Origin of the sequence: Barrientosiimonas endolithica (assembly GCF_030296655.1) — a bacterium.
In the GTDB taxonomy this organism is placed as follows: domain Bacteria; phylum Actinomycetota; class Actinomycetes; order Actinomycetales; family Dermatophilaceae; genus Barrientosiimonas; species Barrientosiimonas humi.
This window is the reverse complement of sequence record NZ_AP027735.1, coordinates 2,532,116-2,552,026: the sequence shown is the minus strand read 5'-3', so window position 1 is coordinate 2,552,026 and position 19,911 is coordinate 2,532,116. Positions and strand designations below refer to the sequence as shown.

15 protein-coding genes and 4 pseudogenes are annotated in these 19,911 nt (G+C 72.5%); 13 read left to right on the top strand and 6 right to left on the bottom strand.

Features of this window, described 5'->3' with window-relative positions:
- Positions 1-4: 4 nt before the first annotated feature.
- The 9 genes and pseudogenes from QUE40_RS12925 (at position 5) to QUE40_RS12885 (ending at position 10,368) form a co-directional block, all read left to right on the top strand.
- A complete protein-coding gene (locus QUE40_RS12925) occupies positions 5-1,243 on the top strand; it encodes an amidohydrolase (protein WP_142006031.1) in 1,239 nt (412 codons plus the stop codon).
- 173 nt (positions 1,244-1,416) lie between these two features.
- Positions 1,417-2,451 carry a BMP family lipoprotein gene (locus QUE40_RS12920; RefSeq protein WP_142006029.1) on the top strand — a complete coding sequence of 345 codons (1,035 nt, stop codon included), beginning with the start codon at positions 1,417-1,419 and terminating at the stop codon, positions 2,449-2,451.
- Between the two features lie 172 nt (positions 2,452-2,623).
- Positions 2,624-4,129 carry an ABC transporter ATP-binding protein gene (locus QUE40_RS12915; protein ID WP_392426384.1) on the top strand — a complete coding sequence of 502 codons (1,506 nt, stop codon included), beginning with the start codon at positions 2,624-2,626 and terminating at the stop codon, positions 4,127-4,129.
- Between the two features lie 106 nt (positions 4,130-4,235).
- The gene (locus QUE40_RS12910; RefSeq protein ID WP_289231225.1) at positions 4,236-5,309 is read left to right on the top strand and encodes an ABC transporter permease; all 1,074 of its coding nucleotides are present in this window, start codon (positions 4,236-4,238) and stop codon (positions 5,307-5,309) included.
- Entirely contained in the window at positions 5,306-6,571 is a 1,266-nt protein-coding gene (locus QUE40_RS12905; RefSeq protein ID WP_289231224.1) for an ABC transporter permease, read from the top strand. The genes QUE40_RS12910 and QUE40_RS12905 overlap by 4 nt, the downstream gene beginning before the upstream one ends.
- 47 nt (positions 6,572-6,618) lie before the next feature.
- Entirely contained in the window at positions 6,619-6,966 is a 348-nt protein-coding gene (locus tag QUE40_RS12900) for a cytidine deaminase (protein WP_433997087.1), read from the top strand.
- Positions 6,967-7,418: 452 nt separating this feature from the next.
- A pseudogene (locus QUE40_RS12895) lies at positions 7,419-8,564 on the top strand (extracellular solute-binding protein).
- Positions 8,564-9,493: a carbohydrate ABC transporter permease gene (locus QUE40_RS12890; RefSeq protein WP_289231223.1), complete on the top strand. Its 930-nt coding sequence runs from the start codon at positions 8,564-8,566 to the stop codon at positions 9,491-9,493. Before QUE40_RS12895 ends, QUE40_RS12890 begins: the two are co-directional and overlap by 1 nt.
- The gene (locus QUE40_RS12885) at positions 9,490-10,368 is read left to right on the top strand and encodes a carbohydrate ABC transporter permease (RefSeq protein ID WP_289231222.1); all 879 of its coding nucleotides are present in this window, start codon (positions 9,490-9,492) and stop codon (positions 10,366-10,368) included. The genes QUE40_RS12890 and QUE40_RS12885 overlap by 4 nt, the downstream gene beginning before the upstream one ends.
- A 108-nt stretch (positions 10,369-10,476) precedes the next feature.
- Here QUE40_RS12885 and QUE40_RS12880 read toward each other — a convergent pair whose 3' ends face one another.
- Positions 10,477-11,058, bottom strand: a complete 582-nt coding sequence (locus QUE40_RS12880) for a hypothetical protein (RefSeq protein WP_142006013.1) — start codon at positions 11,056-11,058, stop codon at positions 10,477-10,479.
- 148 nt (positions 11,059-11,206) lie between these two features.
- On the opposite strand from QUE40_RS12880, the pseudogene QUE40_RS12875 reads away from it, so the two are divergent.
- Together QUE40_RS12875 and QUE40_RS12870 are read left to right on the top strand one after the other, a co-directional pair.
- Positions 11,207-12,482, top strand: a pseudogene (locus tag QUE40_RS12875) (thymidine phosphorylase).
- Positions 12,483-13,006: 524 nt separating this feature from the next.
- The gene (locus tag QUE40_RS12870) at positions 13,007-14,128 is read left to right on the top strand and encodes an adenosine deaminase (RefSeq protein ID WP_289231221.1); all 1,122 of its coding nucleotides are present in this window, start codon (positions 13,007-13,009) and stop codon (positions 14,126-14,128) included.
- A gap of 58 nt (positions 14,129-14,186) precedes the next feature.
- Here the strand turns inward: QUE40_RS12870 and QUE40_RS12865 are convergent, their stop codons facing one another.
- Positions 14,187-14,339, bottom strand: a complete 153-nt coding sequence (locus QUE40_RS12865) for a hypothetical protein (protein ID WP_289231220.1) — start codon at positions 14,337-14,339, stop codon at positions 14,187-14,189.
- Positions 14,340-14,354: 15 nt separating this feature from the next.
- Here QUE40_RS12865 and QUE40_RS12860 point away from each other — a divergent pair, with 15 nt between their 5' ends.
- Entirely contained in the window at positions 14,355-14,621 is a 267-nt protein-coding gene (locus QUE40_RS12860) for a hypothetical protein (protein WP_289231219.1), read from the top strand.
- Here the strand turns inward: QUE40_RS12860 and QUE40_RS19310 are convergent.
- Positions 14,600-14,944, bottom strand: a pseudogene (locus QUE40_RS19310) (RDD family protein); the annotation flags it as partial. The gene QUE40_RS12860 and the pseudogene QUE40_RS19310 overlap by 22 nt on opposite strands.
- Positions 14,945-15,069: 125 nt before the next feature.
- Here QUE40_RS19310 and QUE40_RS12855 point away from each other — a divergent pair.
- Complete coding sequence (locus QUE40_RS12855) at positions 15,070-16,065, top strand: stage II sporulation protein M (protein ID WP_289231218.1); 996 nt, start codon at positions 15,070-15,072, stop codon at positions 16,063-16,065.
- A 111-nt stretch (positions 16,066-16,176) separates the two neighbouring features.
- Here the strand turns inward: QUE40_RS12855 and QUE40_RS12850 are convergent, their stop codons facing one another.
- The 3 genes and pseudogenes from QUE40_RS12850 to QUE40_RS12840 form a co-directional block, all read right to left on the bottom strand.
- Complete coding sequence (locus tag QUE40_RS12850; protein WP_142006001.1) at positions 16,177-17,472, bottom strand: DUF58 domain-containing protein; 1,296 nt, start codon at positions 17,470-17,472, stop codon at positions 16,177-16,179.
- Between the two features lie 181 nt (positions 17,473-17,653).
- Positions 17,654-18,764 (bottom strand): annotated as a pseudogene (locus QUE40_RS12845) (AAA family ATPase).
- Positions 18,761-19,867, bottom strand: a complete 1,107-nt coding sequence (locus QUE40_RS12840; protein ID WP_289231217.1) for a DUF4350 domain-containing protein — start codon at positions 19,865-19,867, stop codon at positions 18,761-18,763. The pseudogene QUE40_RS12845 and the gene QUE40_RS12840 overlap by 4 nt, the downstream one beginning before the upstream one ends.
- Positions 19,868-19,911: the final 44 nt, after the last annotated feature.

Below are 19,911 nucleotides of genomic sequence, written 5' to 3'. Positions count from 1 at the left end.
AACTGTGAACAGTCCCCTCCCCACCGACCACCTCGGAAGCGAGCTGACCGAGCGGGTGCGGGACCGGGTCACCGAGCTCGATCCCGTGCTCGTCCAGGTCCGCCGCGACCTGCACTCCCACCCCGAGCTGTCCTGGCAGGAGACGCGCACCACCGACGTCGTCTGCGAGCACCTGGCCCGCGCCGGCGTACGCCATCGCCGCCTTCCCGGGACCGGTGTCATCGCCGACGTGGGGGCGGCCGAGCCGACCCGCCGGGTCGCGCTGCGCGCCGACCTCGACGCGCTGCCGATCCAGGACCGCACCGGCCTGGAGTACGCCTCGACCATCGACGGCGTCGCGCACGGCTGCGGCCACGACGTGCACACCACCGTGGTGCTCGGCGCCGGGCTGGCGCTGGCCCACGTGCAGGACGAGCTGGAGGCCCAGGGCCGCGCGGTGCGGCTGCTGTTCCAGCCCGCCGAGGAGCGGGTCCCCGGCGGCGCGCACCACATGATGGAGCACGGCGCGCTCGACGGCGTGGACGAGATCTTCGCGGTGCACTGCGACCCCAGCATCGACGTGGGCGAGGTCGGTCTCGCGACCGGCCCGATCACCTCCGCCTGCGACGCGCTCACCGTGAACCTGCACGGCAAGGGCGGCCACACCTCGCGCCCGCACCTGACCCAGGACCTCGTGTACGCCCTCGGCAAGATCGTCGCCGACGTCCCGGCTGCGCTGTCTCGCCGGCTCGACCCGCGCTCGGGCGTGGTGCTCGTGTGGGGCACGGTGCACGCCGGCAACGCCCAGAACGTCATCCCCGCCAGCGGCTCGGCCTCCGGCACCATCCGGGTGCTCGACGTCGAGGCGTGGCGCGACCTGGGGGAGCGGGTCGAGAAGATCGTGCAGGAGGTCGCGGCGCCCTACGACGTGAGTGTGCAGACCGAGTACGTCCGCGGCGTGCCGCCGGTGGTCAACCAGGCGGCGTCGGTGCTGGCGCTCAGCCGCGCCGCGAGCAGCGCGCTCGGCCCGGCCGCCGTCGTGCCGACGCGGCAGTCGCTCGGCGGCGAGGACTTCTCCTGGTACCTCGGCGACGTGCCCGGCGCGATGGCCCGGCTGGGCACGCGCACGCCGGGCGGGACGACGTACGAGCTCCACCAGGGCGACCTCGTCGTCGACGAGCGCGCCATCGGTCACGGCGCGACGCTGCTGGCAGGCGCGGCGCTGTACCACGGTGCGGGAGACGCCACCTCGCCCATCCGGTAACGGTTGGATCACCCCGCACGGAGGACCTCCCCGCGGGGCGCGACCCGCGAGTAGAGTCCGGTCGGTTCGTGCCGTCACCAGGCCGAACGGTCCCGCGGCGCAGGCACGTCCACCCCACCAGGCGCCGGGGACGTCCGAGCAACGAAGGAGATCCCGTGCGCCGCGCTCTCAGCATGACCGCCGCATTCACCACTCTTGCCCTGGGACTGACGGCCTGCGGGTCCAGCGACAGCGGCGACGGCGCGGGCGCCTCCGGCGACGGCGCCATGAAGGTCGGCCTCGCCTATGACGTGGGCGGCCGTGGCGACCAGTCGTTCAACGACTCCGCCGCCCGCGGCCTCGACCAGGCCAAGAAGGAGCTCGGCGTCGAGGGCAAGGAGTCCGAGGCCAGCACCGGCGAGTCGGAGTCGGCCCGCGAGCAGCGCCTGCAGAGCCTGGTCGACGGCGGCTACACCACGATCATCGCGGTGGGCTACGCCTACGCGAAGTCGGTCGGCAAGATGGCCAAGGCCAACCCCGACGTGAAGTTCGCGATCATCGACGACGCCTCGGCCGACTCCAAGGGCCCCAACGTCGCCCAGATCACCTTCGCCGAGAACGAGGGCTCCTACCTCGTCGGCGCGGCGGCCGCGCTGAAGTCCAAGAGCAAGCAGATCGGCTTCGTCGGCGGCGTGCAGACCCCGCTGATCAAGAAGTTCGAGGCGGGCTACAAGGCCGGCGCCCAGAAGATCGACCCGAGCATCAAGGTGGACACCACCTACCTCACCCAGCCGCCGGACTTCAGCGGCTTCGCCGACTCGGCCAAGGGCAAGACCGCGGCCGACGGCATGTACCAGAAGGGCGCCGACATCGTCTACCAGGCGGCCGGCGGTTCGGGCGCGGGCGTGTTCAACGCCGCCAACGCCGCGGGCGGTGCGAGCAAGGGCAAGTGGGCCATCGGCGTCGACTCCGACCAGGCGCTGACCGCCGACCCGGCCGTGCGTCCGCTGATCCTGACCTCGATGGTCAAGAACGTGAACGTCGGCGTCTTCGACTTCATCAAGTCGGTCAAGGACGACTCGTTCAAGGCGGGCGTGCGCACCTTCACGCTGAAGGACGGCGGCGTCAGCGTCGCCACCACCGGCGGGCACATCAACGACATCAAGCCGCAGCTGGACGCCCTGCAGAAGCAGATCGTCGACGGCACCATCAAGGTGCCCGCGAGCTGACCTGCGCGGCCCGGCCGCACCTCACGACACCGACCCGGGTGGCGCGCTACCGTGCCACCCGGGTCGTCGTCCCCGCCGAACCGTCCCGCCCCAACCACGACGCCCGCGACGCTGCGGGCCCGGACCAGGAGCGTTCGCCATCAGCGCAGACCCCCAGAGCCCGGCCGGCCAGCTGGCCGTCGAGCTGCACGGCATCACCAAGCGCTTCCCGGGCGTCGTCGCCAACAAGGACGTCGAGATCTCCGTGCGCCGCGGCACCGTGCACGCGGTCGTGGGCGAGAACGGCGCGGGCAAGTCGACCCTGATGAAGATCCTGTACGGCGTGCAGCGGCCCGACGAGGGCACCATCACCATCAACGGCCGGCAGGTCGAGCTGCACAGCCCGACCGACGCCATCGAGGCCGGCATCGGCATGGTGTTCCAGCACTTCATGCTGGCCGACAACCTCACCGTGCTGGAGAACGTCGTGCTCGGCGCGGAGAAGCTGCACGGCATCGGCGGCGCTGCCCGGCGCGAGATCGAGAAGATCAGCCAGGCGTACGGCCTGGGCGTGCACGCCGACGACCTGGTGGCCGACCTCGGGGTGGGCTCCCGGCAGCGCGTCGAGATCCTCAAGGTGCTCTATCGCGGCGCCCAGATCCTCATCCTCGACGAGCCGACCGCGGTGCTGGTGCCGCAGGAGGTCGACGAGCTGTTCGCCAACCTCGCCGAGCTCAAGGCCGAGGGCCTGACGATCATCTTCATCTCGCACAAGCTCGACGAGGTGCTCAAGGTCGCCGACGACATCACCGTCATCCGGCGCGGCACCACCGTGCAGACCGTCGACCCGAAGGGCGTCACCGCGCGCCAGCTGGCCGAGCTGATGGTCGGCTCGCAGCTGCCGACGCCCGACACCGAGGAGTCGACGGTCACCGACCGGGTCGTGCTGCAGCTCACCGACCTCACCCTGCGCAAGGGCGCCGGCCCGGCGGTGCTCGACGACATCGACCTCACCGTGCACGCCGGCGAGGTCGTCGGCATCGCCGGCGTCGAGGGCAACGGCCAGGAGGAGCTCGTCGAGATCGTCATGGGCATGGTCGACTCCGACGCCGGCACCGTGCACTTCGGCGACACCGACATCACCGACTGGCACACCCGGCAGATCCGCGAGGCCGGGATCGGTTACGTCCCCGCCGACCGGCACCGGCACGGGCTGCTGCTCGACGCGCCGCTGTGGGAGAACCGCATCCTCGGCCACCAGACCGAGCCGCCCAACGTCAAGGGCGCGCTGATCGACGCCAGGGCCGCCAAGGACGACACCGAGCGGATCGTGCAGACCTACGACGTGCGCACGCCGGGGATCAACGTCACCGCCGGCTCGCTGTCCGGCGGCAACCAGCAGAAGCTGATCATCGGCCGCGAGATGAGCCACCAGCCGAAGGTGCTCGTGGCCTCCCACCCGACCCGCGGCGTCGACGTCGGTGCGCAGGCCGCGATCTGGGACCACATCCGCGCCGCCCGCCGCGAGGGCCTGGGCGTGCTGCTGATCTCGGCCGACCTCGACGAGCTGATCGGCCTGTCCGACACGATCCGGGTCATCCTGCGCGGCCGGCTGGTCGGCACGTTCGACCCCGACACCGTCACCGCCGAGCAGCTCGGGTCGGCCATGACCGGCGCGAGCCAGGAGGAGAGCGCATGAGCCACGCCAGCCCCGAGGCGGAGGCGCCGGGCGGGTCCACCCCGCCGAAGTCGTACGCCCGCGGCCGGGTCGACCTGCGCGCGATCGGTCTCGCGGTGGCCGCCCCGTGCTCGCGCTGCTCGTCGCGATCGTCGTCACGTCGCTGGTGCTGCTCGCGACCGGCGACCCGGTCGGTGAGGTGTGGCGCCAGATGCTCACCCAGCCGAGCGCCAGCCAGACGGTCATCATCATCAACAGCGCGACGGTGCTCTACTTCTCCGCGATCGCCGTGGCCATCGGCTTCCGGATGAACCTGTTCAACATCGGCGTCGACGGGCAGTACCGCGTGGCCGCGTTCGCCGCGGCCGCCGTCGGCGGCGAGGCGTGGCTGCCCGGGCCGCTCAACATCGTGCTCATCCTGATCACCGCGATGATGTGCGGCGCGCTGTGGGCCGGCATCGCCGGCTGGCTCAAGGTGACTCGCGGCGTCAGCGAGGTCATCTCCACGATCATGCTCAACGCCATCGCCACCGGCGTCGTCGCGTGGCTGCTGGCGCGGGTCGCGGCCGAGCAGGAGGCCGGGTCCAACGACATCGGCACCAAGGACCTGCCGGAGAGCTCGCGCATCCCCGGCCTCAGCCTGGTCCCCGGCACCGGCCGGCAGGTCTACGGCCTGATCTTCCTCGCGATCCTCGTGGGCTTCCTCTACTGGTTCGTCATCAACCGCACCCGCTTCGGGTTCGACCTGCGCGCCACCGGCCGCTCCGAGAGCGCGGCCGTCGCGAGCGGCGTCGACGTCAAGAAGATGGTGCTCGTCTCGATGCTCATGTCCGGCGCCGTCGCGGGCCTGGTCGGGCTGCCGCTGCTGCTCGGCGAGAACTTCAACTACGGCACCGACTTCCAGTCCGGGCTGGGCTTCTCGGGCATCGCGATCGCGCTGCTCGGCCGCAACCACCCGGTCGGGGTCGCGCTCGGGGCGCTGCTGTGGGCCTACCTCGAGCAGCAGGCGGTCACCCTGCCGATCGCCACCGACGTCGACGACTCGATCGTCAAGATCATCCAGGGCGTGATGGTGCTGGCCGTCGTCATCGCCTACGAGGTCGTACGCCGGTTCCAGCGACGGATGGAGCAGCAACAGGTGACCCGCGAGCTGGCCGCGCAGGACAAGCGCCCCGCCGAGACCACCGGGGCGCAGGCATGACCGCCGGGCTCGAGGTCGGCACGCACACCGCCGAGCCGCGGCGCGCGCCGCGCCGGGTGCCCCCGAAGTACTGGCTGCTCGGCGCCCTCGCCGGCCTGGTGCTGGTGTCGCTGCTGCGGGTGGTCACCGGCGCCGACGACATCGACTCCAGCGGCGTCGTCAACGCCGCGCTCATCGGCGCGGTGCCGATCGGCCTGGCCGCCCTGGGCGGGCTGTGGTCCGAGCGCGCGGGCGTGGTCAACATCGGTCTCGAGGGCATGATGATCCTCGGCACCTGGGGCGCCGCGTTCGCCGCGATCCAGTGGGGCCCGTGGATGGGGCTCGTCGGCGGCATCGTCGCCGGGCTGCTCGGCGCGGCGCTGCACGCGCTCGCGACCGTCGTCTTCGGCGTCGACCACATCGTCTCCGGTGTCGCGATCAACGTCATCGCGCCCGGCGCGGCGGCCTTCCTCGCGACCCGCACGTTCGTCGGGCTGCAGGGCGGCGGCCCGACCCAGTCGCCCCCGCTGGACCCGCTGCCGCGCCTGTCGGTGCCCGGCATCAGCGAGCCGCTCGGCGACCTCGAGCAGCAGGGCACCTTCCTGCTGTCCGACATCGCGGGCATCCTGCGCGGGCTGCTCACCAACCTGTCCGTCGTCACCCTGCTCGCGATCGCCCTGGTCGTCGTGTCCTGGTGGGTGCTGTGGCGTACGCCCTTCGGCCTGCGCCTGCGCGCGTGCGGTGAGTCGCCGGTCGCCGCCGAGACGCTCGGCGTCAACGTCTACCGCTACAAGTTCCTCGCCGTGCTGATCTCCGGCGCGATGGCCGGCCTCGCCGGGTCGTTCCTCGCGCAGGTGGCCGCCAACTCCTACCGCGAGGGGCAGACCGGCGGCCGCGGATACATCGGTCTGGCCGCGATGATCTTCGGCAACTGGCGCCCCGGCGGGCTCGCCGCCGGCTCGCTGCTGTTCGGCTACACCGACGCCGCCCGGCTGCGCGGCGGCGGCAGCAACATCCACGCGATGATCCTGGTCGCTGCCGTGGTGCTGCTGGCCGTCGGCCTGTGGCAGCTGGTCAAGAAGGGCAAGACGCTGCAGGGCATGCTGGCCATCGCCTTCGCCGGTGCGGCGCTGCTGCTCTACCTGCTCACCGACACGGTCAGCAGCGAGCTCGCCAGCACCACGCCGTACGTCGTGACGCTGCTGGTCATGGCGCTCGCCTCGCAACGGCTGCGCATGCCCGCGGCCGACGGCAAGATCTATCGCCGCGGCGAGGGGCAGTGATTCCCGAGGTGGACTGGGCGGCGCTGCGCCGCGAGGCGGTGACGGCCATGCGCACGGCCTACGCGCCGTACAGCGGGTTCCCGGTCGGCGTCGCCGGGCTGGTCGACGACGGGCGGGTCGTGAGCGGCTGCAACGTCGAGAACGCCGCCTACGGCGTCGGCCTGTGCGCCGAGTGCGGGATGGTGTCGCAGCTGCACCGCACCGGCGGCGGCCGGCTCGTCGCCGTCGCGTGCGTGAACCGCGACGGCGCGGCCCTCATGCCGTGCGGCCGCTGCCGCCAGCTGCTCTGGGAGAACGGCGGCCCCGACTGCCTGCTCGACACCCCCGAGGGCGCGCTGCCCATGCGCGAGGTGCTGCCGCAGGCGTTCGGCGCCGACGACCTGCACCCCGCCTGACCACCTCAAGAATGATCGAGACGACCAGGCATGCCTGGTCGTCTCGATCTTCGTCGGGCGTCTCGAGCGAGGTTCGCGCAGGTCACCGGGGGATAAGGATTAACCGGTTCACCCCATCGGGCGGCACTTCTTTGCCAGGCTGTCGTGACCCGAGTCACACCCCGCGGCTCCCCGGCACCCGAAGGACCCGATGGACGCGCACCGACCTCCACCCGACGCCCGGCCCTGGCACCCCGCGCAGGGGCACTCCCGACGAGACGTGATCCGGATGATCGGCGGCGCGGCGTTCGCCGTGCCGATCGCCTCGGCCCTCGCCGGCTGCGGCAGGCAGGACACGGCCAGCACGCTGCGGGTGAGCTATCAGCAGTTCGGCTCCGGGCAGGTGATGCGCAACTACATCACCGAGGTGGCCCGAGTTCAGCCAGCAGCGGCCCGAGCTCGCGGTCGACCTGGTGCCGCTGGTCGCGGCCGAGAACGACTACTTCACCAAGAACGAGCTGATGATGAGCTCGGCGCGCACCGCGACCGACCTGGTCTACGAGGACACCTTCATCCTCAACTCCGACGTTGCGGCGGGTTACCTGCGCCCGATCGACGACTACCTCGCCGACTGGCCGCAGTGGCGCTACTTCCAGCCCGTCACCCGTGACGCGGTCAAGGCCGAGGACGGCAAGCGCTACGGCGTCCCGACCTCCACCGACACCCGCGCGATCTGGTACCACTCCGAGCTGTTCCGCCGGGCCGGCCTGCCGGTGCCGTGGCAGCCGCGCACCTGGGCGGACGTGCTGACCGCCGCCCGCACGATCAAGCGCCGGCTGCCCGGCGTCATCCCGCTGAACCTGTACGCCAGCAAGGCCTCCGGCGAGAAGACCTCGATGCAGGGGTTCGAGATGCTGCTCTACGGCACCGGCTCCACGCTGTACGACCAGGACGCCCGCAAGTGGGTGCTCGGCAGCAAGGGGTTCCTCGACAGCCTCGGCTTCGTGCGCACCCTGTTCGCCGAGAAGCTCGGCCCGCCGCTGAACAGCGCGCTCGACCCCAACCTCAGCTAGCAGATCAACAACGCCTGGTTCCCCCAGGGCAAGATCGCGATGGCCGTCGACGGCAGCTGGATCAGCTCCGCCTGGCGCGAGGGCGCGTCGGGGGAGTGGCCGCAGGCGGCCCAGGTCATGCGCATGGCGCGGATGCCGACCCAGCGCGGCCAGGCACCGGGGATGGTGACCCTCTCGGGCGGCTGGCTGTGGGCGCTGCCCGCCAAGGCATCGCGCCCCGACCTCGCCTGGGAGCTGCTCAAGGTGCTGGCCAGCACCGAGAACATGACCGACTTCACCGTCGCCGACGGCAACGTCACGGTGCGCACGGACGTCGCGGCCCAGCCGGCGTACCGCAACGGCTCGCCGTTCATCCCCTTCTTCACCGACCTGGTGAAGAACACGACGTACCGACCGGCGCTCGCGCCGTACCCGCAGGTGTCCAACGCGATCCAGATCGCCTCCGAGTCCGTGATGCTCGGCGGGTCACCCGCCGCGGCCGCGAAGGCGTACGACAGCACGGTCACCGGCATCGTCGGCCCCGACCAGACCATGCGGGAGGCGTGATGGCGACCGTCACCGAAACCGTTGAGAAGAAACACGATTCGCGGCCTCGGCTGAACCCGCCGAAGCGCCGCCCCGGCCGGGCGATCCCCACGCTGCCGGCGCTGGTGCTGCTCGGCGTCTTCCTCGCCGGGCCGGTGATCTACAGCGTCTACCTGGCCTTCACCAACCGCGCGCTGCGCGGCGAGGGGTCGTCGGAGACGTCGTTCGTGGGGCTGGAGAACTTCCGCACCGCGTTCGACAACCCCGAGTTCTGGAACTCGGTCACCCTGACGCTGATCTTCGCCGTGCTGTCCGGCGTGATCGGACAGAACGTCCTCGGCATGGCGCTCGCGCTGCTGCTGCGCCGCTCGGCGACCTGGGTGAACGTGCTCACCTCGACGGTCGTCGTGGGCGCGTGGATCGTGCCCGAGGTCGTCGCCGGATACCTCTGGTACACCTTCCTGTCCGACGGCGGGTCGCTGAACAACCTGCTCGGCTTCCTCAACCTGCCGAGCCAGGACTGGCTGATCGCCTCACCGATCGTCGCGGTGTCGTTCGCCAACGTGTGGCGGGGGACGGCGTTCGCGATGCTGACCTACTCGGCGGCCCTGTCGCAGGTCGACCCCGCGCTCGACGAGAGCGCACAGATCGACGGGGCGGGTGTGATCCGGCGGTTCCGCTCGATCACGCTGCCGCTGCTGCGGCCCTCGATCATGACCTGCCTGATGCTGACCACGCTGCAGACCCTGTCGGTCTTCGGCCTGATCTACATCATGACCGGCGGCGGCCCCGGCACCGACAGCCAGACGCTGCCGCTCTACATGTACGAGCAGGCGTTCAGCTTCGGCCAGCTCGGCTACGGCACGGCGGTCGCGCTGCTGCTGCTCGCGATCGGCGGCGTCGCCGCCCTCGCCTACCTGAAGGTGCTGCCCGAGGAGAACAAGCGATGACCGCCGCGTCGGTCCCGACCACCCAGCAGGCCGCGCCCGGACGCTCGGCCAGCGCCCGGCGTACGTCGGTGAAGCTCGGCAGCTCCGCGGTGCTGCTCGTCGTCGCCGTGCTGTTCTGCATCCCGCTGCTGTGGGTCGTGCTGGCCTCGATCAACCCCAGCGCCAACCTGTCGGTCGAGTGGCCCGCGCAGGTGAGCACGCAGAACTACCGGGCCGTGCTGAACGAGGAGACGACCTACCGACCGATCTGGAACTCGCTGCTGCTGTGCGGCGGCGGCACGATCCTGACGATCGTGTGCGCGGCGCTCGCGGCATACCCGCTCAGTCGGTATGCCTCGCGCGCCAAGCGGCCGTTCCTGCTCACGATCATCTTCGCGGCCGGGCTGCCGATCACCGCGATCATGATCCCGGTCTACGCGATGTTCGTGCAGGTCAACCTGATCGACTCGATGCTCGGGGCGATCGCGTTCCTCGCCGCGTCGTCGCTGCCGTACGCCATCTTCATGATGAAGAACTTCATGGACGGCGTGCCGCGCGAGCTGGAGGAGAGCGCCTGGACCGAGGGCGCCGGCGTGCTGCGCGCGCTGTGGTCGATCGTGCTGCCGCTGATGCGGCCCGGCACGGCCGTGGTCACGATGCTCACCTTCGCCAAGATGTGGGGCGACTTCTTCGTGCCGTTCATGCTGCTGCTGTCGCCGGACAAGCTGCCGGCGTCGGTGAGCCTGTTCACCTTCTCCTCGCAGTACGGCCAGGTGCAGTACGGCCAGCTCGCCGCCTTCTCGATCCTCTACACCATGCCCGTGGTGCTGCTCTATCTCGTGCTCGGCCGCCGGCTGCGCGACGGGTTCGTGGCGCAGGGCGGGGTCAAGGGGTAGGGCGGGTCGAGGGGCCTCGAGGGATAGGCCGCCGACCCCCGCAGAAATGATCGAGACGACCAGGCATGCCTGGTCGTCTCGATCATTGTCGGGTGTCTCGAGCGTCAATCAGCTCGGGAGCTCGGTGGGCATCGAGGGCATGGACGGCATCGACGGCATGGAGGGCATCGACGGCATCGAGGGGACCGCGCCGGACTTCATCGCCTGCGGGGCGCACTGGCCCGAGATCGAGACGAACTTCGCCTGGTCGGCCGGGTCCATCTGGGTGGGCTGCCCGTCCTTCATGGCGTTGAGCGTCTTGGCCGAGAGGCTGTCGTAGCCCTTGTCGACGATGCAGTTGGCGAACTTGTCCTGGTCGAGCGCGCCGCCGCTGGAGTCGTTGGTGGCGTAGAAGTTCTTCAGCCCGGCGACGACGTCCTCGCGCGAGGGCTTGTTGCCGTCGTCGGCTCCGCCGCCGTCCTCGCTGCTGCTGCCCCCGTCCTCCGACGAGCCGGAGTCGTCGGACGAGCCGTCGGTCGGCGTGGCCTGCGGCGCGTCGGACGAGCCGCCCGGCTCCGAGGCCTGCGAGCTGCCGGCCGGGGTGGAGGCCGACTCCTCGCTGCTGCTGTCGAGCATGCCGCACCCCGACAGCACACCTGTGGCAGCGAGCATCAACGCGGCTGCCGTGACTCGGGACTTGGTCTGACGCATGCGGTCCTCCTCGGCGCGCCGTCGCGCGCGGGCTCATGAGCGATTCGGCCCCATGATGGTGGCCGGGGGTTGGACGGGGAAGTCCGGGTCCGGTTCCCGCCGAGTTGGCCCACCTCCAGCCCGAGCACGGGCGTCCTAGGATCCGGGCATGTCCTTCGCCGCTGTCGACGTGATCCGCACCAAGCGCGACCGGGGGAGCTGACCCCCGAGCAGATCGACTGGGTGGTCGACGCCTACACCCGCGGTGACGTCGCCGACGAGCAGATGTCGGCGCTCGCGATGGCGATCCTGCTCAACGGGATGACCGCCGCGGAGATCGCCCGGTGGACGCAGGCGATGATCGCCTCGGGGAGCGGATGGACTTCTCCGGCCTGTCGCGCCCGACCGCCGACAAGCACTCCACCGGCGGCGTCGGCGACAAGATCACCCTGCCGCTCGCCCCGCTGGTCGCGGCGTGCGGCGTCGCCGTGCCGCAGCTGTCGGGCCGCGGCCTCGGCCACACCGGCGGCACCCTCGACAAGCTCGAGGCGGTCCCCGGCTGGCGCGCCGCACTCAGCAACGCCGAGATGCTGGCCCAGCTCGACGACGTGGGCGCCGTGATCTGCGCGGCCGGCGACGGGCTCGCGCCCGCCGACAAGAAGCTGTACGCCCTTCGCGACGTGACCGGGACCGTCGAGGCGATCCCGCTGATCGCCAGCTCCATCATGAGCAAGAAGATCGCCGAGGGCACCGGCGCGCTGGTGCTCGACGTCAAGGTCGGGTCGGGCGCGTTCATGAAGGACGCCGACCGCGCCGGCGAGCTGGCCCGCACCATGGTGCAGCTCGGCACCGACGCCGGCGTGCGCACCGTCGCGCTGCTCACCGACATGTCCACCCCGCTCGGGCTGACGGCCGGCAACGCGCTCGAGGTGCGCGAGTCGGTCGAGGTGCTCGCGGGCGGCGGACCGGCCGACGTGGTCGAGCTGACCGTGACCCTGGCGCGCGAGATGCTCTCTGCCGCAGGCGTTTCCGACGTCGACCCTGCCGAGGCGCTCGCCGACGGACGGGCCATGGACGTGTGGCGCCGGATGATCCGGGCGCAGGGCGGCGACCCCGACGCGGACCTGCCGACCGCGCGCGAGACGGAGGTCGTCACGGCCGACCGCGACGGCGTGCTCACCCGGCTCGACGCGTTGCAGGTGGGGGTCGCCGCGTGGCGGCTCGGGGCCGGCCGGGCGCGCAAGGAGGACCCGGTGCAGGCCGGCGCCGGGGTGGAGCTGCACGCGAAGCCCGGCGATGACGTACGGGCCGGGCAACCGCTGCTGACCCTGCACACCGACACCCCCGACGCCTTCGAGTCGGCGCGGCGCGACCTCGACGGCGCCTGGGAGATCGGCGAGTCCGCCGCCGACCGGCCGCCGCTGGTCATCGACCGCGTCGGCTGAGCCGCGGGCCGCTCGGCCCTCCCTCCTGGGCATGAAACCGGGTTACGTGCGTTTGACCCTGATGCATTCGGGTCAAACGCACGTAACCCGGTTTCATGGGCCGGGGCGGGCATAGGGTCGACCCGTGCCTGAGCTGCTGACCGACCCCGTCCAGATCCCCGTGCCCGGCGGCAAGATCATCGCCGAGCACGTCGGCGCCGCGAGCACCGGCGACACCGCCGTGTCCGTCGCGCACATGAAGGCGCCGCCCGGGTGGGACGAGCCGTTCCAGACGCCGGAGTTCGACGAGATCACGCTCGTGCTCGCCGGCACCGTGCTGGTCGACCACGACGGCGGCCGGCTCGAGGTGGGCCCCGGCCGGTCGGTGCGCACGCGGGCGGGGAGCGGATCCGCTACTCCTGCGGGCCGCAGGGCGCGGAGTACGTCGCGATCTGCCTGCCGGCGTTCACGCCCGACACGGTGCACCGCGACGACGAGTGAGTCGCCGGCGGGAGGCGGGCGGCCGCGGCTGCCAGACTGCACCAATGACGACGGTGCGCCCCGAGATCCTCGCCCTGCCCAAGGTGCTGCTGCACGACCACCTCGACGGCGGCCTGCGACCGGCCACGGTGGCCGAGCTGGCCGAGCAGACGGGGTACGACGACCTCCCGACGAGCGACCCCGTCGAGCTGGCGCGGTGGTTCCGCGAGAGCGCCGACTCCGGGTCGCTGGTGCGCTATCTGGAGACCTTCACCCAGACCGTCGGGGTGATGCAGACCGAGGAGGCGCTGCGCCGCGTCGCCTCCGAGTGCGCCCAGGACCTGGCCGCCGACGGCGTCGTCTACGCCGAGGTGCGCTACGCCCCCGAGCAGCACTTGGAGCAGGGGCTGAGCCTGGAACAGGTGGTCGAGGCGGTCAACGCCGGCTTCCGCGAGGGTGAGCGGCTGGCCGCCGAGGCGGGGCACCGGATCCGTGTCGTGGCGCTGCTGACGGCGATGCGGCACGCGGCGAAGTCGACCGAGATCGCCGAGCTGGCGGTGCGCTACCGCGACGAGGGGGTCGGCGGTTTCGACATCGCCGGCGCCGAGGCGGGCTTCCCGCCCACGCGCCACCTCGACGCGTTCGAGTACCTCCGCCGCGAGAACGCCCACTTCACGATCCACGCCGGGGAGGCGTTCGGGCTGCCGTCGATCTGGGAGGCGATCCAGTGGTGCGGCGCCGACCGTCTCGGGCACGGTGTGCGGATCATCGACGACATGCAGGAGGTGCGCGGCGGGCCGCTGTCGGAGGTGCCCGCGCCGGGCACGCTGGAGCCGGGCGACGTGCAGCTCGGGCGACTCGCGGCCTATGTCCGCGACCGGCGCATCCCGCTGGAGATGGCGCCGTCGTCGAACATCCAGACCGGCGCGGCGTCCTCGATCCAGGCCCACCCGATCACGCTGCTCAAGCGGCTGCGCTTCCGCGTCACCGTCAACACCGACAACCGGCTGATGAGCGACACCTCGATGAGCAAGGAGATGCAGCTGCTCGTCGACGAGGCCGGCTGGGGCGTCGACGACCTGCGCTGGGTGACGATCAACGCGATGAAGTCGGCGTTCCTGCCGTTCGACGAGCGGCTGGCGCTGATCGACGACGTCATCAAGCCGGGCTACGACCGCGCCGGCTGAGCCAGCGGCGGCACAGCCGTCGTCCGGCCGGAGGCGGTTTGCGTAGAGGCGGTCTGCGTCAGAGGCGGTCTGCGGGCAGCAGCCGGCGGCGGGTCTCCTCGTCGGCGCGCAGCCGCTGCTCGTCGCGCCGGCGTCGCTCCGCGAGCACCGCCGCCAGCACGTCCTCGGGGTGGGCGGCGGCCGGGGGCGGGGGCGACACCAGCGGCAGCACGCGGGCCAGCAGGTCGTGGGCGACCGCGGCCCGGCCTGCGGCGACAGGCTGTGGCGGCGCTCGAGCAGCTGCCGGATCGACAGCGCCACACCGTCGGGCAGGCTCGCGATGTCGGCGCGCTGCGCCCAGCCGGCGAGGGCGTACGGCATGCCGGTGGGTGGGCCGAGCGAGATGTTGTTGGCCTCGCGCACGACGTACGTCCCCGCGGCCAGATCGCCGATGCGCCGGGCTCGGGCGGTGCTCATCCCGGCCAGCAGCGCGGGGATTCCGAGCAGGGCGTAGATCTCGACGAACCCGACGAGCCCGCGGGCCAGGGCGTGCCGGAAGACGATGGGGCCGCCGTCGTCGCGCACCGTGCGCAGGCCGAGCGCGAGCTTGCCGAGGGTGCGTCCGCGGGTGAAGGTCTCGACCGCGACCGGCAGGCCGACGAACCACACGACCATGATCAGCAGCGTGAGGGTCTCGGCGTTCGCGCTGCTGATGCTCGGCCCGATCGCCGAGATGCCCCAGACCGAGGCGATGAGCCCGACGTAGCCGACGATCAGGTCGATGAGCCCCGACGCGAGGCGCTGGGGGAGCGAGGCGGCCGGGATGTCGAGCAGCACGGCCTCACCGGTGACCAGCTCCTGGTCCTCGGTGCCCCGCAGCGGGCGGTAGGTCTGCGGCGTGCCCGACGTGGTGCTCACGGTGGCAGCCTATGTCGGCCGGGTCGGGCCGTAGGCTGGCCGCCGTGGACCTCGACGCCTTCATCGCCGCGCACCGCGCGGAGTGGGAGCGCCTGGCCGTGCTGTCGAGGCAGGGGCGGTTGAGCGGCGCCGAGGCCGACGAGCTGCTCGACCTCTACCAGCGGGTCGCGACGCACCTGTCGATGGTCCGCTCCACGGCGCCGGACCCGTCGGTCGTGCAGTACCTGTCGACCCTGCTCGCGCGCACCCGCAACAAGGCCACCGGCACCCGCACCAACGCCTGGACCGACCTGGTCGGATTCTTCGCCGAGCGCTTCCCGGCGGCGCTCTACCGCGCGTGGCGCTGGTGGGTGCCGACGGCGCTCGCGAACGTCGCCGTCGCGTTCGTCATCGGCATCTGGGTGATGCGCAACCCCGACGTGCAGTCGGCGTGGATCCCGCCCGAGCAGGTCGACCAGCTCGTCAACAACGACTTCGAGAGCTACTACTCCGAGAACGCGGCCCAGGACTTCGCGCTGCGGGTGTGGACCAACAACGCGTGGATCGCCGCCGTGTGCATCGCGATGGGGGCGCTCGGGCTGCCGGTGATCTACGTGCTCTGGCAGAACGTCGTCAACGTCGGCGTCACCGGCGGGATCATGGCGGCGCACGGCCGCGCCGACCTGTTCTTCGGCCTGATCAGCCCGCACGGGATTCTTGAGCTGACAGCGGTTTTCGTCGCTGCGGGGGTCGGGCTGCGGGTCTTCTGGTCGTGGGTCGAGCCGGGGTCGCAGTCGCGCCTCCAGAGCTTGTCGGCCGCCGCGCGCGCCAGCATGTCGATCGCGCTCGGACTGATCGTGGTGCTCTTCGTCACCGGCATCATCGAGGCGTTCGTGACCCCCTCGCCGCTGCCGACCTGGGCGCGCGTCGGCGTCGGTGTGGTCGCGGAGCTGGCCTTCCTGGCGTACGTCTTCGTGATCGGTCGGCGCGCGGCGCTCGCCGGCGAGACGGGTGACGTGTGCGAGCTGGACCAGTCGGCCGCCGCCCCCTCCGCCGCCTGACGCTGTCGCCTGACGCCCTCCCCTGGGCATGAAACCGGGTTACGTGCGTTTGACCCGAATGCATCAGGGTCAAACGCACGTAACCCGGTTTCATGCGTCGTCGGGCGGGGTTCAGAGCAGGCCCTGGCGCTTCAGCAGCAGGTAGTGGTCGGCCAGCGCGACCGGCAGCTGCTCCGGCGGCGCGTCGAGCACCGTCACCCCGACCCCCGTCAGCGCGTCGATGATCCGCTGCTTCAGGGCCGTGCTGCGCTCGGCGGCGGCGGCGTCGTACGTCTGTGCCGCGTCTCCCCGCGCGCTCGCCAGCTCCTGCAGCGAGGGGTCGGCGACCGAGGCCAGGACCACCCGGTGGTGGCGCAGTAGCGCCGGCAGCACGGGCAGCAGCCCCTCCTCGATCGCGGCCGGCTCCAGCGGGGTCAGCAGCACGACCAGCGCCCGGCGGCGGGAGAGCGCGTTGACCGCGCCGACGAGCCGCGGCCAGTTCGCCTCGACCAGCGCCGGCTCCAGCGGCGCCATGGCGGTTACCAGCTCGTGCAGCAGCTGGTTGCGGTCGGTGCTGCTCGTGACCCGCGCGCGGATGCGCCGGTCGCCGGCGAGCAGCTGCACCCGGTCGCCCGCGCGCGAGGCCAGCGCCGCGAGCAGCAGCGCGGCGTCCATCCCGGCGTCGAGCCGCGGCACGTCACCGACGCGGCCGGCGGACGTGCGGGAGGTGTCGAGCAGCAGCACGATGCGCCGGTCGCGCTCGGGCTGCCAGGTGCGCACGACCAGGTGCTGGCGGCGGGCCGTCGCGCGCCAGTCGATGGAGCGCACGTCGTCGCCCTCGACGTAGTCGCGCAGCGAGTCGAACTCGGTGCCCTGCCCGCGGGTGCGCACGGCCGAGCGGCCGTCGATCTGGCGCAGCATCGCGAGCCGGCTCGGCAGGTGGCGACGGGAGTGGAACGGCGGCAGGGAGCGTACGACCCCGGGCACCTCACGGCTGGCCTGTCGCCCGGCGACGCCGAGCGGTCCGAGGCTGCGCACCGTCACGGCCACGGCCTTGCGGTCGCCGCGGCGGGTCGGGCGCAGCGCGGTGCGGAACCGGCGCTGCTCGCCGCCCGGCAGCCGCAGCCGGTGCCGCTCGCCGGTGGCGCCCGCCGACGGCTGCCACGCGTCGCGCAGCGTGCCGCGCACCGTGCGTCCGGTGGGGTTGCGCACGGTCAGCGTCGTCTCGGTCGGCTCGCCCTGGCGCACCTGCGTGTCCGCGGAGCGGCCGAGCAGCAGCCGGCGCGGGCTCACCGCCAGCGCCACGTCGAGCGCCGCCACGACCACGACCAGGAGCAGCCACCACCACACGGTGCCGAACGACGGCCACAGCACGACCGCCACCAGCCCGAACGCCGTCAGCGCCACCGCACGCCAGGTCAATGCCATGGTGGCCGCAGCTCCTCCTCCAGCAGCCCGTCGCACGCTCGGGTCTGCCGTGGCCGCAGCTCCTGCTCCGGCAACACGTCGCACGCTCCGGTCTGCCGTGGCCGCAGCTCCTTCTCCGGCAACCCGTCGCACGCTCCGGTCTGCCGGCATCGTCGCCGCGGCGACGCGGTTCGGCCGTCGCTCACCTCGGCACCGGGACCGAGCCGATGGCCGACTCCAGCACCGAGCCGACGCCGACCCCCTCCAGCTCCGCCTCGGGCTTGAGCGAGAGCCGGTGCGCCAGGGTCGACTGGGCCAGCGCCTTGACGTCGTCGGGGGTGACGTAGCCCCGGCCGTTGAGCCACGCCCACGCCCGCGAGGTCGCGAGCAGCGCGGTGGCGCCGCGCGGCGACACCCCGAGGCTGAGCGAGGGCGACTGCCGAGTCGCCCGGGCGATGTCGACGATGTAGGCGGCGACCTCGGGGAGACCTGCACCTGGCGTACGGCCGCCGCACCTGCCGCGAGGTCGGCCGGCCCGGCGACGGGGCGCAGGCCGGCGGCGGTGAGGTCGCGCGGGTCGAAACCGCCGGCGTGGCGCTGCAGCACCTGCAGCTCGTGCTCGCGCTGGGGCAGCGGCACGACGATCTTCAGCAGGAACCGGTCCAGCTGGGCCTCGGGGAGGGGTAGGTGCCTTCGTACTCGACCGGGTTCTGCGTCGCGGCGACCAGGAACGGGTCGGGCAGCGGCCGCGGCTCGCCGTCGACCGACACCTGCCGCTCCTCCATCGCCTCCAGCAGGGACGACTGCGTCTTGGGCGGCGTGCGGTTGATCTCGTCGGCGAGCAGCAGGTTGGTGAAGACCGGGCCGGGGCGGAAGGCGAAGTCGGAGGTCTTGTTGTCGTAGACCAGCGACCCGGTGATGTCGCCGGGCATCAGGTCCGGCGTGAACTGCACGCGCCGGGTCTCGATCGACAGCGACGCGGCGATGCTGCGCACCAGCAGCGTCTTGGCGACGCCGGGCACGCCCTCGAGCAGCACGTGCCCGCGGGTCAGCAGCGCGATGATCATCCCGGTGACCGCGGCGTCCTGGCCGACGACGGCCTTCCCCACCTCCCGCCGTACGCCCAGCAGCGCCGCGCGCGCCCGCTCGGTCTGCTCGGGGTCGGGTCGGCGGCCGGGGCCACCGGGCTGGGTCGGCGCCGGCTGCGCGGGCCCGCCGGACTGGGTGGACCCGGTGGGCTGGCTGGGCTGGGCGGGGCCGGTGGGCTGGGTGGGGCCGGCCTGGCCGGCGTACGGCGGGTGCGGCTCGGTCATCGCGGTCGGACCTCTTTCTCCAGGGTGTGCAGCTGCTGCGCGAGGGACGTCAGGTCGGTCTCGCTGGTCGGGGGCGGCCCGAGCAGCAGGTGCTGGACCGCGGGGCCGGGGCGGCCGGTGGCGTCGGTGACCGCGGCGACGAGGGTGTCGTCGCGGCTGCCGGTCTGCAGGTAGGACGAGAGCCGGCGGCGGGTGCCGGCGCGCAGCACCGCGGCGGCGCGCTGCACGTCGCCGGCCTTGCGGTAGAGCTGGCCGCGGGCGCGGGTGGTCTCGTCGGCGCGCACCACGACGGGCAGCGGCTCGGTGACCAGCCGGCCGAGGCGCCGGCCGCGGGCGAGCATCAGCACGGCCGTGATCACGCCGAGCATCAGCCAGACGGGGCCGACCCAGTCGGGGAAGCGGGCGGGCTCGGCCTGGGCCGGGTCGGCGTCGGTCTCGCGCACGGTCCACCACACCAGACGGTCGTGGGCGCCGAGGGCGCGCAGGCCGAGGGCGGCGTTGCCGGCGGTCTCGACGGTGCCGTTGCGCAGCGGGGCGGGGGAGCCCAGCAGCACGAACTCGGGGTCGGTGCCGGTGGCGGGCACCCAGGCCAGCTGGCCCGCGTCGTCGCCGCCGACGTCGAAGTCGGCCCCGGGGCGGAAGCACACGGTCGCGGGCCGGGTCAGGTCGGTGCGGGCGTAGCGCTCGCCCTGGCCGTCGAGGGTGAGCCCGCTCGCGACCGGGACGGTGCACTGCGCGGGCACCTCCTGCGGGAAGGCGGAGGGGCGCACCTCGACGGGCAGGTCGAGACCGACCGGTGCGGCCGCGCCGGCGCGCACGAGCACCACCCGGTCGAACCGCTGCAGCGTCGGGCGCAGCGCCCGCCACTGGTCGGCGCTGACGATGTCGCCCGCGGTGACGACGAGCGAGCCACCGCTGCCGGGCCGGTCGGTCAGCTCCTGGCGGGAGGTGACCCGCTGCACGTCGACCCCCTGCCGGCCGAGCACCTGGGCGATGGCCTGGGCGCCGTCGGGCTGGGGGTTGTCGGGGGCGAGCAGCTCGTCGCTCGTGGGGTTGCGCTGCACGAACCAGGTGCCGAGGGCCAGCACCAGCACGATCGGCACCAGCAGCCACAGCCTCCGGCGGGGAGGGCCCGGCGGGCCGGCGC